General features: G+C 39.5%; 14 protein-coding genes and 1 tRNA gene. 11 read left to right on the top strand and 4 right to left on the bottom strand.

Going from position 1 to position 15,374, the window contains the following annotated elements; genetic code table 11:
- Nucleotides 1-7: 7 nt before the first annotated feature.
- Together DBU79_RS05745 and DBU79_RS05740 are read right to left on the bottom strand one after the other, a co-directional pair.
- Complete coding sequence (locus DBU79_RS05745) at nt 8-1,030, bottom strand: ABC transporter permease (RefSeq protein ID WP_000116861.1); 1,023 nt, start codon at nt 1,028-1,030, stop codon at nt 8-10.
- A 104-nt stretch (nt 1,031-1,134) separates the two neighbouring features.
- Nucleotides 1,135-1,210, bottom strand: a tRNA-Ala gene (locus DBU79_RS05740).
- 163 nt (nt 1,211-1,373) lie between these two features.
- Here DBU79_RS05740 and hopF point away from each other — a divergent pair.
- From hopF to xseA, 7 genes are all read left to right on the top strand, one after another.
- Nucleotides 1,374-2,816 carry a Hop family outer membrane protein HopF gene (gene hopF, locus DBU79_RS05735; protein ID WP_154411825.1) on the top strand — a complete coding sequence of 481 codons (1,443 nt, stop codon included), beginning with the start codon at nt 1,374-1,376 and terminating at the stop codon, nt 2,814-2,816.
- Between the two features lie 12 nt (nt 2,817-2,828).
- Nucleotides 2,829-4,247: a Hop family outer membrane protein HopG gene (gene hopG / locus DBU79_RS05730; protein WP_154411824.1), complete on the top strand. Its 1,419-nt coding sequence runs from the start codon at nt 2,829-2,831 to the stop codon at nt 4,245-4,247.
- 99 nt (nt 4,248-4,346) lie between these two features.
- On the top strand, nt 4,347-5,582 hold the full coding sequence (purA, locus tag DBU79_RS05725; RefSeq protein WP_154411823.1) for an adenylosuccinate synthase: 1,236 nt from the start codon (nt 4,347-4,349) through the stop codon (nt 5,580-5,582).
- On the top strand, nt 5,579-6,007 hold the full coding sequence (locus tag DBU79_RS05720) for a flagellar export protein FliJ (protein ID WP_140445899.1): 429 nt from the start codon (nt 5,579-5,581) through the stop codon (nt 6,005-6,007). The genes purA and DBU79_RS05720 overlap by 4 nt, the downstream gene beginning before the upstream one ends.
- Entirely contained in the window at nt 6,000-6,659 is a 660-nt protein-coding gene (locus DBU79_RS05715) for a MotE family protein (RefSeq protein ID WP_154411822.1), read from the top strand. The genes DBU79_RS05720 and DBU79_RS05715 overlap by 8 nt, the downstream gene beginning before the upstream one ends.
- Nucleotides 6,659-7,711: an RIP metalloprotease RseP gene (rseP, locus tag DBU79_RS05710; RefSeq protein ID WP_154411821.1), complete on the top strand. Its 1,053-nt coding sequence runs from the start codon at nt 6,659-6,661 to the stop codon at nt 7,709-7,711. The genes DBU79_RS05715 and rseP overlap by 1 nt, the downstream gene beginning before the upstream one ends.
- Before the next feature lie 12 nt (nt 7,712-7,723).
- Nucleotides 7,724-8,986 (top strand): exodeoxyribonuclease VII large subunit, encoded by a 1,263-nt coding sequence (xseA, locus tag DBU79_RS05705; protein WP_154411820.1) that lies wholly within the window; start codon nt 7,724-7,726, stop codon nt 8,984-8,986.
- Between the two features lie 18 nt (nt 8,987-9,004).
- Here xseA and DBU79_RS05700 read toward each other — a convergent pair whose 3' ends face one another.
- Both DBU79_RS05700 and DBU79_RS05695 read right to left on the bottom strand, forming a co-directional pair.
- A complete protein-coding gene (locus DBU79_RS05700; protein WP_180395346.1) occupies nt 9,005-10,159 on the bottom strand; it encodes a DNA methyltransferase in 1,155 nt (384 codons plus the stop codon).
- A 10-nt stretch (nt 10,160-10,169) separates the two neighbouring features.
- Nucleotides 10,170-10,412, bottom strand: a complete 243-nt coding sequence (locus DBU79_RS05695) for a hypothetical protein (RefSeq protein ID WP_134890023.1) — start codon at nt 10,410-10,412, stop codon at nt 10,170-10,172.
- A gap of 85 nt (nt 10,413-10,497) precedes the next feature.
- Here DBU79_RS05695 and DBU79_RS05690 point away from each other — a divergent pair, with 85 nt between their 5' ends.
- The 4 genes from DBU79_RS05690 (at nt 10,498) to DBU79_RS05675 (ending at nt 15,365) form a co-directional block, all read left to right on the top strand.
- Nucleotides 10,498-11,193, top strand: coding sequence for a BsaWI family type II restriction enzyme (locus tag DBU79_RS05690; protein ID WP_154411818.1), 696 nt, complete (start codon nt 10,498-10,500; stop codon nt 11,191-11,193).
- Nucleotides 11,190-11,948: a DNA-methyltransferase gene (locus DBU79_RS05685; RefSeq protein ID WP_154411817.1), complete on the top strand. Its 759-nt coding sequence runs from the start codon at nt 11,190-11,192 to the stop codon at nt 11,946-11,948. The genes DBU79_RS05690 and DBU79_RS05685 overlap by 4 nt, the downstream gene beginning before the upstream one ends.
- A gap of 70 nt (nt 11,949-12,018) precedes the next feature.
- Nucleotides 12,019-14,589 (top strand): ATP-dependent Clp protease ATP-binding subunit, encoded by a 2,571-nt coding sequence (locus DBU79_RS05680; protein ID WP_154411816.1) that lies wholly within the window; start codon nt 12,019-12,021, stop codon nt 14,587-14,589.
- Between the two features lie 56 nt (nt 14,590-14,645).
- Nucleotides 14,646-15,365, top strand: a complete 720-nt coding sequence (locus DBU79_RS05675) for a cytochrome c biogenesis protein CcdA (RefSeq protein ID WP_017179856.1) — start codon at nt 14,646-14,648, stop codon at nt 15,363-15,365.
- Nucleotides 15,366-15,374 lie beyond the last annotated feature (9 nt).

The following is a 15,374-nucleotide window of genomic DNA, read 5'->3' as shown; positions in this document are numbered from 1 at the left end:
AACCCCCTTATTTGAGCATGTTAGCGTTGAAAGCATCGCGCACCCCTTCGCCAATGAACACCAAAACAGAAAGCAACAAGCTAATGGCCACAAACGCAACGATGGCTAAATGGGGCGTGGTGAGGTTATCCTTGCCTTGATTGACCAATTCTCCCAAACTCGCGCTCCCTATAGGCATGCCAAAACCCAAGAAATCCAAAGACACTAAAGTAGAAATACTGGCCGCCATTAAAAACGGCACATAAGTGATCGTCGCCACTAAAGCGTTGGGTAAAACATGGTAGAAAATGATTTTTAAATCATTCACCCCAAGCGCTCTAGCGGCCTTGGTGTAGTCCATGTTCCTTGCTTTTAAAAACTCCGTGCGCACGACTTGAGAAAGCCCCATCCAGCTAAAGAGCAAGACTAAAAATAAAATGATCCAGAAATTAGAATTAAACGCGCTAGAAATCACAATGAGTAAAAAAAGCATAGGGATCGCGCTCCAGATCTCGCTCAACCTTTGCCCCACTAAATCAATCAATCCTCCATAATACCCCTGAAACGCTCCCAAACTCACGCCAATAAGAACGCTAAAAAGGGTGAGTAAAATCCCAAACACTAACGAAACACGATAGCCATAAACCAGTCTGGCTAACACATCTCTGGCTTGATCGTCTGTACCTAAAAGGTGTTTGAAGCTTGGGGGGGTGGGGGCAGGCGAGTCTAAATCCATAATGATCGTATCGTAGCTATAGGGGATGAGTGCATGGATGATGAAAGCGTCTTTTAAAAGCGTGTTTTTCACATAAGGATCGTTATAGTCCGTGGGGGTGAAAAAATCGCCTCCAAACTCCACTTCCGCATAGTTTTTGAACATGGGGAAATACGCCTTATTGTCTTTATAGATGAATAAGGGGCGATCATTGACCCACAAGGGGGCTAAAAGAGAAAGCGCTAATAAAGCGATAAAAAGATAGAGCGAAAACACCGCCCGCTTATTCTTTTTAAAACTAAGAATGCGCATTTTAAACAAACTGCTCACGCTCAAACTCCCTTGATGAAAAACAATTCCTAAGATTATAATTAATTATGGGTAATACTAGCAAGAAAATGGGTTTGATCCATAAAGAAAGAGAATAAGCGTAATAATAATGGTGGAGTGTAGGGGGTTCGAACCCCTGACCTCAACGCTGCCAGCGTTGTGCTCTCCCAACTGAGCTAACACCCCACTAAAATTAAGCGAGCATTATAACATTTTGCTTAAAAGATGTCAATTTGATGCTTTTTTGAAACGCTTAATAGCAAATTAAGAATGATTATCTTAAAATTAGAAAATTTCTTTTATGGATTAAGTAAAATCACTTATCAAAGCCAAAGCAAAAAGGATATTTTTGAAAAACCACTCCTTTAAAAAAACGATCGCTCTTTCCTTACTAGCGAGCATGTCTTTGTGTAACGCTGAAGAAGATGGGGCGTTTTTTGTCATAGATTATCAAACGAGTTTGGCCAGACAGGAATTGAAAAATCCAGGCTTCACTCAAGCGCAAGAATTAAAGCAGTTGATTAGAGATGGGGCTGTGAGGTTGCAAACTTCTGCCATTCCCTTATCCTACTACTTGGATATTTTAGGGAATAAAACAAAAACTCTTTTGAGTGAAAGCATGAAAAACAATGCGCAAGCATCACAGCAAAACGGACAATCACACCAAGCCTTAGTCAATTTAGAGCAATCTCTAGGGATTTTAGGAAAACTATTGGATCTATCCCAACAATACGCCAGTCAGGGTGTCATTAAGCCTTTGGTGGTGGATGTAGGGAAACAACAAATCGGTATCACTGACAGCATGCTCTCAGTAGCTCAAAACATCGTTTTAGCTTTAGGGCAAGTGGATTTGAGCAAAATCCAACAAAATAATAACCAACAGCTATACGAAAACATCATGAAAGTCATGCTTTTAGGCGCAGGCGGGACTAATGGAGCGTATAATGGCGTGAGCGTGGGCGATATTGCCACAGGCATGCAAAATTTTTCTTCGCAAACGGGCTTGATAGGGGCTAATTCTACGGTGAGCGAGATCAACGCTTTGATTAAGAGCGGGATTTCTTTAGATCGTGAGACTTTGGGGTTAGGGAGTTTTATTGAAAAAAATATCTGTAGCAGTGCATCGTCTTGTTTTAGCGGGAGTCAGCTTGTCTATAAGAAAGGGCTAGACAGAGTCATAGGCATCATCAATACGAGCTTGAATCAGTTTGAATCTTCGGCTAGTTCTCTTTATAAGATTTCTTATATCCCTAACCTCTTTTCGCTCAGAGATTACCAGTCAGCGAGCATGAACGGCTTTGGGGCTAAGATGGGTTATAAACAATTTTTCACCCATAAGAAAAATATTGGCTTAAGGTATTACGGGTTTTTGGATTATGGCTATGCGAATTTTGGTGATACGAATTTAAAAGTGGGAGCGAATCTTGTTACTTATGGGGTAGGAACGGATTTTTTATACAATGTGTATGAACGCTCTAGAAGGAGGGAAAGGACTACAATCGGTCTTTTCTTTGGCGCTCAAATTGCAGGGCAAACTTGGAGCACTAATGTAACGAACTTATTGAGCGGGCAAAGGCCTGATGTCAAGTCCAGTTCGTTCCAATTCTTGTTTGATTTGGGCGTGCGCACCAACTTTGCAAAAACCAATTTCAATAAGCACAAGCTAGACCAAGGGATAGAATTTGGGGTGAAAATCCCTGTTATCGCTCATAAATATTTCGCAACCCAAGGCTCAAGCGCGAGCTATATGAGGAATTTTAGCTTCTATGTGGGCTATTCAGTCGGTTTTTAAGGAAGGCTCTTGATGAAAAATACCAATACAAAAGAGATAAAGAATACAAAAATGAAAAAAGGTTATAGTCAATACCACGCACTCAAAAAAGGGCTTTTAAAAACCGCTCTGCTTTTTAGCCTTCCTTTAAGCATGGCGTTAGCTGAAGACGATGGCTTTTATATGGGAGTGGGCTATCAAATCGGCGGCGCGCAACAAAACATCAATAACAAAGGCAGCACCCTAAGGAATAATGTCATTGATGATTTCCGCCAAGTGGGCGTGGGTATGGCAGGGGGTAATGGGCTTTTAGCCTTAGCGACAAACACGACCATGGACGCTCTTTTAGGGATAGGCAATCAAATTATCAATACTAATACAGCTGTTGACAATAACAACGCAGAATTAACCCAGTTTAAAAAAATACTCCCCCAAATTGAGCAACGCTTTGAAGCGAATAAAAACGCTTATAGCGTTCAAGCCTTGCAAGTGTATTTGAGTAATGTGCTTTATAACTTGGTTAATAATAGTAATAATGGCAGTATTAATGGAGTAGTTCCTGAATATGTAGGGATTATAAAAGTTCTCTATGGTTCTCAAAATGAATTCAGTCTTTTAGCCACGGAGAGCGTGGCGCTTTTAAACGCGCTTGCAAGGGTGAATCTGGATAGTAATTCGGTGTTTTTAAAAGGGCTCTTAGCCCAAATGCAGCTTTTTAATGACACTTCTTCAGCAAAACTAGGCCAGATCGCAGAAAGCTTGAATAAGAGCGGTGGTGCAGGATCAATGCTCCAAAAGGATGTGAAAACCATCTCGGATCGAATCGCTACTTACCAAGAGAATCTAAAACAGCTAGGAGGGATGCTGAATCATTACGATGAGCCCTACTTGCCCCAATTTGGGCCAGGCAAAAGCTCTCAACATGGGGTTATTAATGGCTTTGGCATTCAAATGGGCTATAAGCAATTTTTTGGGAGAAAGAGGAATATAGGCTTACGATATTACGCTTTCTTTGATTATGGCTTTACGCAATTGGGCAGTCTTAGTAGTGCTGTTAAAGCGAATATCTTTACTTATGGCGCTGGCACAGACTTTTTATGGAATATCTTCAGGAGGGTTTTTAGCGATCAGTCCTTGAATGTGGGGGTGTTTGGGGGCATTCAAATAGCGGGCAACACTTGGGATAGCTCTTTAAGAGGTCAAATTGAAAACTCGTTTAAAGAATACCCCACTCCCACGAATTTCCAATTTTTATTCAATTTGGGCTTAAGGGCCCATTTTGCTAGCACCATGCACCGCCGGTTTTTGAGCGCGTCTCAAAGCATTCAGCATGGTATGGAATTTGGCGTGAAAATCCCGGCTATCAATCAAAGGTATTTGAGAGCGAATGGGGCTGATGTGGATTACAGGCGTTTGTATGCGTTCTATATCAATTACACGATAGGTTTTTAGGCTCTTTTTAGGGCTTATTAAAGAGGCTCTTTACTTTTTTTTGGTATTCTAACAAGCTTTTAAACCATCCAATCTACTTTGTTTTAAGGATAATATTTTATGGCAGATGTCGTTGTGGGGATTCAGTGGGGAGATGAGGGGAAAGGAAAAATTGTTGATAGGATCGCTAAAGATTATGACTTTGTGGTGCGCTATCAAGGCGGGCATAATGCCGGGCATACCATTGTGCATAAGGGGGTTAAGCATTCGTTGCATTTAATGCCCTCAGGGGTTTTATACCCCAAATGCAAGAACATCATTTCTAGCGCGGTGGTCGTGAGCATTAAGGATTTGTGCGAAGAAATCAGCGCGTTTGAGGATTTAGAAAATCGTTTGTTCATTAGCGACAGAGCCCATGTGATCTTGCCTTACCATGCCAAAAAAGACGCTTTTAAAGAAAAATCTCAAAACATCGGCACGACTAAAAAAGGCATAGGCCCTTGCTATGAGGATAAAATGGCCAGGAGCGGGATAAGAATGGGGGATTTATTAGACGATAAGATCTTAGAAGAAAGGCTAAACGCTCATTTCAAAGCCATTGAGCCTTTTAAGGAAGCGTATGATTTGAGCAGGAATTACGAAAAAGATTTGAGGGAGTATTTTAAAACTTACGCTCCAAAAATCTGCCCCTTTATCAAAGACACGGCAAGCATGCTAATAGAAGCGAACCAAAAGGGTGAAAAAATCCTGCTAGAAGGGGCGCAAGGCACGCTTTTAGACATTGATTTAGGGACTTACCCTTTTGTAACAAGCTCTAACACCACGAGCGCTAGCGCTTGCGTGAGCACCGGCTTAAACCCTAAAGCGATCAATGAAGTGATAGGCATCACGAAAGCCTATTGTACTCGTGTGGGTAATGGGCCTTTCCCTAGCGAAGACGCTACACCCATGGGCGATCATTTAAGGACTAAGGGTGCGGAATTTGGCACGACAACCAAACGCCCACGGCGTTGCGGGTGGCTGGATTTGGTGGCTTTAAAATACGCTTGCGCTTTGAATGGTTGCACGCAATTAGCTTTAATGAAATTAGATGTTTTAGACGGGATTGATGCGATTAAGGTGTGCGTAGCTTATGAAAGAAAGGGCGAAAGATTAGAGGCTTTCCCTAGCGATCTGAAAGATTGTGCACCGATCTATCAAACTTTTAAGGGCTGGGAAAAAAGTGCGGGCGTGAGAAAATTAGACGATTTAGAGCCAAACGCTAGAGAGTATATCCGCTTTATTGAAAAAGAAGTGGGGGTGAAAATCCGCCTTATTTCTACAAGCCCTGAAAGAGAAGACACGATTTTTCTATGAAAAAATTCGCTTCTGTATTGGTGCAATTAAAAACCCTTGCGTTAGAAAAAATAGAGCAAAAGCTTGAAAGCAAGCGTTTAGAATGGCGGCAAAATGAGCGAGAAATTTTAGACAAACAAGCCCAACTGAGCGCGTTTAAAAACCCTGAATTGGGGGGAATGAGCCTTTTTTTACAAACCCAGCAATTAAAAAGCGCTTTAAGAATGGAGATAGAATATTACCAACAACAGGGCGAGAATTTAATTAAGGATTTAAAAATTTTAGAAAAAGATTATTTTTTGGCTAACCAGGAATTAGAAAAAGCTAAAATCATTTTAGAAAATGAAAAGCGAAAAGAAAAGGAAATTTTGGAAAAAAAAGAGCAGGCTCTTTTAGACGAAAACGCCATGATTTTACACTGGCAAAAAGAGGGTTTGCATGCGTAAAATCTTGTTAATGGGCTTGATTTTACAAGCGCTCTTTAGCGAAGAAGCCGTGCAAGAATTGTTGCAATGCTCTGCAATTTTTGAATCCAAAAAAGCCGAATTGAAAGACGATTTGCGCCGATTGAGCGAAAAAGAGCAGTCTTTAAGGATCTTGCAAACCGAAAACGCCCGCCTTTTAGATGAAAAAAACGATCTGTTAAACAAAAAAGAAAAAGAAGTGGAAGAAAAACTGAAAAATTTAGCCGCTAAAGAAGAAGCCTTTAAAACCTTACAAACGGAAGAAAAAAAACGCCTTAAAAATTTGATAGAGGAAAACGAAGGCATTTTAAGAGAAATCAAGCAGGCTAAGGATAGCAAGATTGGCGAGACTTACTCTAAAATGAAAGATTCTAAGTCCGCCTTGATTTTAGAAAATCTACCCACTCAAAACGCCTTAGAAATTTTAATGGCGCTAAAACCCCAAGAATTAGGTAAAATTTTAGCCAAAATGGATCCTAAAAAAGCGGCGGCTTTGACGGAGTTGTGGCAAAAACCCCCACGAGAAAATAAAGAAATCCCAAAAACCACACCACCCACGCCCCCTATAGCGCCCACGCCTTTAAAAGAGCCGATGATAAAAGATCCTAACACCAAAGAGCCTGCAGGGGTATGATGTTCATTGTAGCGGTTTTAATGCTGGCGTTTTTAATCTTTGTCCATGAATTAGGGCATTTTGCTATCGCTAGGATTTGTGGGGTGAAAGTAGAAGTGTTTAGCATTGGTTTTGGTAAAAAACTCTGTTTTTTTAAGCTTTTTGGCACGCAGTTCGCTTTGTCTTTGATCCCGCTTGGGGGCTATGTGAAATTAAAGGGCATGGATAAAGAAGAAAATGAAACGAATGAAACCAATCAAGCACATGATAGCTATGCGCAAAAAAGCCCTTTTAAAAAGCTATGGATACTATTTGGGGGGGCGTTTTTTAATTTTCTTTTTGCGATTTTAGTGTATTTTTTTCTGGCATTGGGTGGGGAAAAAGTCTTACTGCCTGTCATTGGCGATTTAGAAAAAAACGCGCTAGAAGCCGGGCTATTAAAGGGGGATAAAATCCTTTCTATCAACCACAAAAAAATAGCGAGTTTTAGAGAGATTAGAAGCGTAGTGGCGCATGCTAGAGGCGAGTTGGTTTTAGAAATAGAGCGCAACCATCAGATTTTAGAAAAACGACTGACCCCCAAAATCGTGGCGGTGATAAGCGATTCTAACGATCCTAATGAAATCATCCAATATAAAGTAATAGGCATTAAACCGGACATGCAAAAAACAGCCGTTGTCTCTTATTCCTTGTTTCAAGCGTTTGAAAAGGCCTTGAGTCGGTTTAAAGAGGGTGTTGTTTTGATTGTGGATTCTTTAAGGCGTTTGATTATGGGGAGCGCTTCAGTTAAGGAATTGAGCGGGGTGGTAGGCATTGTGGGAGCGTTAAGCCATGCGAGTAGTTTGAGCATGCTTTTGTTGTTTGGGGCGTTTTTGTCTATCAATTTAGGGATCTTAAATTTATTACCCATTCCAGCGCTAGATGGGGCGCAAATGTTAGGGGTTGTTTTTAAAAATATTTTTAAGATCACTTTGCCAGCGTTTATGCAAAATGCGTTGTGGCTAGCGGGTGTGGGGTTGTTGGTTTTTATCATGTTTTTAGGGCTTTTCAATGACATCACTCGTTTGCTATAAAAGGGGGAGTTGGTGGATGTATTGAGCGTGAGCGAAATCAATGCGCAAATCAAAGCCCTTTTAGAAGCGACTTTTTTGCAAGTTAGGGTTCAAGGGGAAGTGAGTAATTTGACGATCCATAAGGTGAGCGGCCATGCGTATTTTTCGCTCAAAGACAGCCAGTCAGTCATTAAATGCGTGCTGTTTAAAGGGAACGCTAACAGGCTTAAATTCGCTTTAAAAGAAGGGCAGGAAGTGGTTGTTTTTGGGGGCATTAGCGTGTATGTTCCAAGGGGGGATTATCAAATCAATTGCTTTGAAATAGAGCCTAAAGATATAGGTTCATTAACTTTAGCTTTAGAGCAATTGAAAGAAAAATTACGCCTTAAAGGCTATTTTGATAAAGAAAATAAATTACCCAAACCGCATTTTCCTAAACGAGTGGCAGTCATCACTTCTCAAAATTCAGCCGCTTGGGCGGACATGCAAAAGATCGCTTCCAAACGATGGCCGATATGCGAATTAGTCTGCATCAACACTTTAATGCAAGGGGAGGGGTGCGTTCAAAGCGTGGTGGAGAGCATCGCTTATGCGGATAGTTTTCATGACACAAAAAACGCTTTTGATGCGATTGTAATGGCTAGGGGTGGGGGGAGCATGGAGGATTTGTATTCTTTCAATGATGAAAAAATCGCTGATGCTCTGTATTTGGCTAAAACCTTCAGCATGTCAGCTATTGGGCATGAGAGCGATTTTTTATTGAGCGATTTAGTGGCGGATTTAAGGGCTTCTACGCCTTCAAACGCGATGGAGATTTTGCTCCCTAGTAGCGATGAATGGTTGCAAAGACTTGATGGGTTTAATGTGAAATTGTGCCGCTCTTTTAAAATTTTGCTCCATCAAAAAAAGGCGCATTTAGAGCATTTAGAGGCTTCTTTGAAACGATTGAGTTTTGAAAACAAGCACCATTTAAACGCTTTAAAGCTAGAGAAACTAACAATCGCTTTAGAAAATAAAACCTTAGAATTTTTACGCTTTAAAAAAACGCTTTTAGAAAAAATCTCTATTCAAGCATTGACAAGCCCTTTTTTACAAACTAAAACAGAGCGCTTAAACGCACTAGAAAACGCCCTCAAACTCGCTCATGCACATTTGAAATTGCCCCAATTTGGGGCGTTTGTGAGCAAAAATAATCAAGCGGTAGAATTAGAGGCATTAAAAAGGGGCGATAAAATTGAATTGAGTAATGAAAAAGCCAAAGCGAGCGCTGAAATTTTGAGCGTGAGTAAAGCGTAGGGGTTTGAAAAATAATATTTAAAATAAAATAGATTTTGTTTTTAAAATCTTGTATTCACTTCTTTTGATGATCTTTTCTAAACGCAATAGCATGATGTTTGGAATCGTGTTTTGATACCCTTTGTTTTTTAAAATGCTAACAGCTTGCGGGTTATTTTTAATTTTTTCTTCTTTTTGACACAAATAAAAAGACCAATTCAAATCATAATCCCTATTAACTTCTATAACCGCTTGCCCTGTTGTCCCGCTGCCTGCAAAAAAATCTAAAACAATAGAATCTTTAGGGGTGGAGCATAGCAATAAATATTTAATCAATTCTACCGGTTTTGGCGTCTTAAAAAGCCCTTTTAAGCCTAATTTTTCCAAATCTTTTGTGCCTTGTCGGCTATAAAAATCCAACACGCTCAAACAATTATCTTGCGATTCTTTTAGGTAATATTTTTCATAAGGGCGATTATTTTTAAAAATAAGTCTGTTTTGATAATACAACTCCTTAAGCTTTTTATCGCTACTCCACCCTCTGCTTTTTAAGGGTTCTAAAAAAAGACTGATTTCTTCTATCGCTACGCTGCGTGGGTGTGAAGGCGTGGATAAATCTTTAGCGAAATAAATTTCACCTTTTTCATCCACCAAATTATAATTTTTTAAAAAATTAAAATGTTCTTTTTTAGATAATTCTTTGATTTGTTCTTTTAAGATAAGTTGGGCTTGAGCTTGTCCTTTTTGTTTGAAAACATTCTTAATCGTTCGCATTAAATCTTTCAATGGTTTAGCATAAATGGGCAAAAGCGTTCGTAAGATCTTAAAACCCGGAGCGAACGCTTTATTTTTGGCGTAGCTTAAAACATACTCATGGGTAATATTGATGTGTTTAGCGTTAGATCTTGTGGCTTGTTTAGTGATAAAAGTACCTAAAAAATTGCGCGTTCCAAAAATTTCATTGGCAATGATTTTAACTTCAGCCATTTTATTGTCATCTATAGAAATAAAAATACAACCACTTTGTTTTAACACAGCCTTTGCTAAAATCAAATGTTCTTTAATCCATTTTTCATAGTCAGCATGAGCGTCTTCGTATTCAAAGTTAGAACTCTTGGTGTTATAAGGGGGGTCTATATAGATCGTTTGGATGCTTTCTTTTTCTATCCTTTTCAAACACTCCAAAGCTTCCATGATAAAAACTTTATGCAAGATGATTTTCCCAAGAAAAACGACCGAATTTGAGATTAAAAAGATTGATAAGCTCTTGTTTTTTTGAATCAATGGGTTTCATTTTAAATTTAAATTCTTTGATTAATTGACTTTGAAAGGATACTTGTTTGATTTCTAAAAATTCATCGCTTGAACTTCTTTTAGCATCAAGGCCAAAAATCCTAAAGACTGATTTAAAAATTGCATATCTAGCCCTTTGATTAAATTCTTTCAATATTATAGCTTGTTTCAAACACCAGCCATTATGAAAAAGTTTTGTATTATAATTTGATAGATTTCTATGGATTAAGGTGTTTGGATTGAGTTTAGCGGATATTATTTTAGAGCGTTTTAAAGATTTTATGAGAGAACAACCTGAGCCTTACAAGTCTTTACAGGTTTTTTACGCACAAGAAAAAGAACGCTTTTTGAATCATAAAATGAACGATTACATTAAGCAAAATAAAAGCAAGGAAGAAGCCATTATTTTGGCCAGACAAGGCTTTGTGAGCGCCATAGGAAGGGTGTTAGAAAAAATTATAGAACTTTTATTAAAAGATTTTTGTATTAAAAACAATGTAAAAATGACAAACGATAAAATCTTAAGGGCTAAGCGCATTAATGGCGAATTAGATAAAGTCAAACGGGCTTTATTGGTGCATTTTGGAGGATATAGCGTTTTGCCCGATGGAGATATTGTTCTTTATCAAGCTAGCAAGGATAATGTCAAAATCCTAGCGATCTTGTCGGTAAAAAATTCGTTCAGAGAGCGTTTCACAGAAACGCCTTACTGGAAATTAAAGCTTTTGCAATCGCCCGTAACTTCTCACATTAAAGTCTTTATGATAACGCCGGATAACGATGATGAGATCAGTTTTAAAGACAGGCCTAAAAAAGCCAGGATCGTCATGGAGCATGAATTAGACGGCCTCTATTTGGCCAAAAGCCACTTTGATCAAAGCTCTAAGATTAAGGGTATAGAAAATTTGTTAGAAGATTTAAGAAGGCTTTTATGAAACCTTATTTCAGTTTGGAAAAATTGGATTTATACCATGGCGATGCCAGCGTTTTAGAGACTTTTGAAAAAGGTTTTTATGATTTGTGCATCACTTCACCGCCCTATAATTTGAGCGTTGAATATCAAGGGAGTAATGATTTTAGGGCTTATGATGACTATTTAAATTGGTGCAAGAATTGGCTTAAAAATTGTTATTTTTGGGGCAAGGAGCAGGCGAGATTGTGCTTGAATGTCCCTTTAGACACGAATAAACATGGCAAGCAAAGTTTAGGGGCTGATATGATTGCACTAGCTAAAGAATGCGGTTGGAAATACCAAAATACGATTATTTGGAATGAAAGCAATATTTCAAGACGCACGGCTTGGGGGAGTTGGCTGGAAGCTAGCGCGCCTTATGCGATCGCTCCTGTGGAGTTGATCGTTGTTTTTTATAAAAACGCATACAAACGCCAAAAGCAAACTTCTACAATCAGTAAAGAGGAGTTTTTGCTCTATACGAATGGGTTATGGAGTTTTAGCGGCGAATCTAAAAAGCGCTTAAAACACCCAGCCCCATTCCCAAGGGAATTACCTAGGCGTTGCATTAAATTGTTTTCTTTTTTGGAAGACACGATTTTTGATCCTTTTAGCGGATCTGGCACGACCATTTTAGAGGCAAACGCTTTAGGGCGTTTTAGCGTGGGTTTAGAGATTGAAAAAGAATATTGCGAGTTGTCTAAAAAGCGTATTTTAGAGAGTTTATCATTAGTGTGAGCGTTTTAAAAACCTTTAAGGGTTAAAATAGTGTAAAATAGTAGATTTTAAAACTCAAAAAGGATTGATAATGAATTTATTTGAAAAAATGACCGACCAATTGCATGAGACTTTAGACAGCGCGCTCGCTCTAGCTTTACACCATAAAAACGCTGAAGTAACGCCCTTGCACATGCTTTTTGTCATGCTCAATAACTCCCAAGGCATCCTCATTCAAGCCTTACAAAAAATGTCTGTGGATATTCAAGCCTTAAGGCTTAGCGTTCAAAGCGAGTTGAATAAGTTGGCTAAAGTTTCACAAATCAACAAGCAAAATATCCAGTTAAACCAAGCTCTAATCCAAAGTTTAGAAAACGCTCAAGGCTTGATGGCTAAAACGGGCGATTCTTTCATCGCTACAGATGTGTATCTTTTGGCGAACATGAGCCTTTTTGAAAGCGTTCTAAAACCTTATTTAGACACTAAGGAATTGCAAAAAACTTTAGAGGCTTTGAGGAAGGGTGCGACTATTCAAGGTAAAAACGATGATTCTAATTTGGAAAGTTTGGAAAAATTTGGCATTGATTTGACGCAAAAAGCCTTAGAAAATAAGCTCGATCCGGTGATTGGGAGGGATGAAGAAATCATTCGCATGATGCAAATTTTGATAAGAAAAACAAAAAATAACCCTATTTTACTGGGTGAGCCTGGAGTGGGGAAAACGGCGGTTGTGGAGGGTTTAGCCCAACGCATTGTGAATAAGGAAGTGCCTAAAACGCTTTTAAACAAACGAGTCGTCGCTTTAGATCTAAGCTTATTGGTGGCTGGAGCGAAATACAGAGGCGAGTTTGAAGAGCGCTTGAAAAAGGTGATTGAAGAAGTGAAAAAAAGCGCGAATGTGATTTTATTCATTGATGAAATCCACACGATCGTAGGGGCTGGAGCTAGTGAGGGGGGCATGGATGCGGCTAATATTTTAAAACCCGCGCTCGCTAGGGGGGAATTGCACACGATTGGAGCGACCACTTTGAAAGAATACCGCAAGTATTTTGAAAAAGACATGGCGTTACAAAGGCGTTTCCAACCCATTTTACTCAATGAGCCTAGCATCAATGAGGCTTTACAGATTTTAAGGGGGTTAAAAGAAACTTTAGAAACGCACCATAATATCACTATCAATGACTCCGCGCTCATAGCGAGTGCTAAACTCTCTAGCCGTTATATCACCGATAGGTTTTTACCCGATAAAGCGATTGATTTGATTGATGAGGGGGCGGCCCAATTAAAAATGCAAATGGAATCCGAGCCGGCAAAACTCTCTAGCGTTAAGCGCTCCATTCAAAGATTAGAAATGGAAAAACAAGCCCTTGAAATGGAAAAAAAAGAGAGCAATCACAAACGCATGCAAGAAATCCTTAAAGAATTGAGCGATCTGAAAGAAGAAAAAATCCAATTAGAAGCGCAATTTGAAAACGAAAAAGAAGTGTTTAGAGAAATTTCACGCTTGAAAATGGAAGCGGAAAGCTTGAAAAAAGAGGCTGAGAGGTTTAAGCGCAATGGGGATTACCAGCAAGCGGGTGAAATTGAATACTCTAAAATCCCTGAAAATAAAAAGAAAGAAGAAGAATTGCAGCGCAAATGGGAAGCGATGCAACAAAACGGGGCGTTGTTGCAAAACGCTTTAACCGAAAACAACATCGCTGAGATCGTTAGCCAATGGACGCATATCCCGGTCCAAAAAATGCTCCAGAGCGAAAAAAATAGGGTTTTAAACATTGAAAGCGAATTGCAAAAAAGAGTGGTGGGGCAAGAAAAAGCAATCAAAGCGATCGCTAAAGCGATTAAAAGGAATAAGGCTGGGCTTAGCGATAGCAATAAACCCATAGGGAGCTTTCTCTTTTTAGGGCCAACGGGCGTGGGTAAAACCGAGAGCACTAAAGCTTTGGCGCAATTCTTGTTTGATAGCGATAAAAATCTTATAAGAATTGACATGAGCGAATACATGGAAAAACATGCCATAAGCCGTCTTATTGGGGCTGCTCCTGGGTATGTGGGCTATGAAGAAGGCGGGCAACTGACCGAAGCGGTGCGCAGAAAACCCTATAGCGTGGTGCTGTTAGATGAAGTGGAAAAAGCCCATCCGGATGTGTTTAATCTTTTGTTGCAGGTTTTAGATGAAGGGCATTTAACCGATAGTAAGGGCGTGAGAGTGGATTTCAAAAACACGATTTTGATTTTAACCAGTAATGTGGCTAGCGGCGCACTTTTGGAAGAGAATTTGAGTGAAGCCGACAAACAAAAAGCGATCAAAGAGGGCTTGAGGCAATTCTTCAAGCCGGAATTTTTAAACCGCTTAGATGAAATCATCTCCTTTAACGCCCTAGATAGCCATGCTATCGCTAATATCGTGGGGATTCTCTTTGAAAACATTCAAAAAAAAGCACTTGAAAGGGGCATTAATATAACCCTAGACGAAGAGGCAAAAGAATTGATCGCTGAAGTGGGATTTGACAGATTTTATGGCGCTAGACCCTTAAAGCGCGCGCTCTATGAAATGGTAGAAGACAAGCTCGCTGAACTCATTTTAGAGGATAAAATTAAAGAGAATGACAGCGTAGCGTTTGTGGTAGAAAATAACGAAATTGTGCCTAAGATTAAGTGAGGTTTTGTTATCCTAAAAAAGATAAGAAATGGTTATTTTTAAAAAAGGATTGAATGATGTTTGATAACACGCTTGTTAATCTCTTTGACACAGCGCCTCTTTTAACTTCGCTTTTAGCCGGGATTTTAACTTTTTTAAGCCCTTGTGTGTTGCCTTTAATCCCGGCGTATATGTCTTATATTTCTCAAATTTCTTTAGAGGATATTAAAGATGGCAAGGCTAAAAGGGTTTCGGTTTTTTTAAAATCCTTGATGTTTGTGGTGGGGTTTTCGCTCGTGTTTTTGGGCGTGGGCATGTCTATGGCCAAGCTTATCCATAGCTTTTCGTTTTCCTGGGTGAATTATATTGCTGGGGGGATTGTGATCCTTTTTGGTTTGCATTTTTTAGGCGTGTTTCGTTTTGCATTTTTGTATAAAACCCAAAGCGTTCGTTTAGCGAGCAAATCTAACAGCATGCAACGCTTTTACCCCTTTCTTTTGGGCATGAGTTTCGCTTTGGGCTGGACGCCATGCATCGGGCCGATATTCACTTCTATTGTGATCATGAGCGCGAGTAAGGACGCTTATGGCTTAATGCTTATGGTGGTGTTTGTGGTGGGCTTGGCGATCCCTTTTTTATTAGTGGCTTTAATGCTAGAAAGAGCGCTTTTGTTTTTAAAATCCTTAAAGAAATACAACCGCGCGATTGAAATTGTTTCAGGGTTGGTGCTTATTTTAATGGGGATATTGATCATGACAAACTCTTTAGAAAGCCTGACAAATTTCTTGCAAAAATAGGAGGGTTTG

The sequence above is a fragment of the Helicobacter pylori genome (assembly GCF_009689985.1).
In the GTDB taxonomy this organism is placed as follows: domain Bacteria; phylum Campylobacterota; class Campylobacteria; order Campylobacterales; family Helicobacteraceae; genus Helicobacter; species Helicobacter pylori_CG.
Note: the sequence above shows the minus strand (reverse complement) of the source record. Positions and strands in the feature narration are given on the sequence as shown.

Excerpts from the sequence above, each read along its gene's own strand:
- DBU79_RS05680 (WP_154411816.1), top strand. The coding sequence starts at position 12,019 with ATGAATTTATTTGAAAAAATGACCGACCAATTGCATGAGACTTTAGAC.
- DBU79_RS05675 (WP_017179856.1), top strand. The coding sequence starts at position 14,646 with ATGTTTGATAACACGCTTGTTAATCTCTTTGACACAGCGCCTCTTTTA.
- DBU79_RS05715 (WP_154411822.1), top strand. The coding sequence starts at position 6,000 with ATGCGTAAAATCTTGTTAATGGGCTTGATTTTACAAGCGCTCTTTAGC.
- DBU79_RS05720 (WP_140445899.1), top strand. The coding sequence starts at position 5,579 with ATGAAAAAATTCGCTTCTGTATTGGTGCAATTAAAAACCCTTGCGTTA.
- hopG (WP_154411824.1), top strand. The coding sequence starts at position 2,829 with ATGAAAAATACCAATACAAAAGAGATAAAGAATACAAAAATGAAAAAA.
- rseP (WP_154411821.1), top strand. The coding sequence starts at position 6,659 with ATGTTCATTGTAGCGGTTTTAATGCTGGCGTTTTTAATCTTTGTCCAT.
- purA (WP_154411823.1), top strand. The coding sequence starts at position 4,347 with ATGGCAGATGTCGTTGTGGGGATTCAGTGGGGAGATGAGGGGAAAGGA.
- DBU79_RS05685 (WP_154411817.1), top strand. The coding sequence starts at position 11,190 with ATGAAACCTTATTTCAGTTTGGAAAAATTGGATTTATACCATGGCGAT.
- DBU79_RS05700 (WP_180395346.1), bottom strand. The coding sequence starts at position 10,159 with ATGGAAGCTTTGGAGTGTTTGAAAAGGATAGAAAAAGAAAGCATCCAA.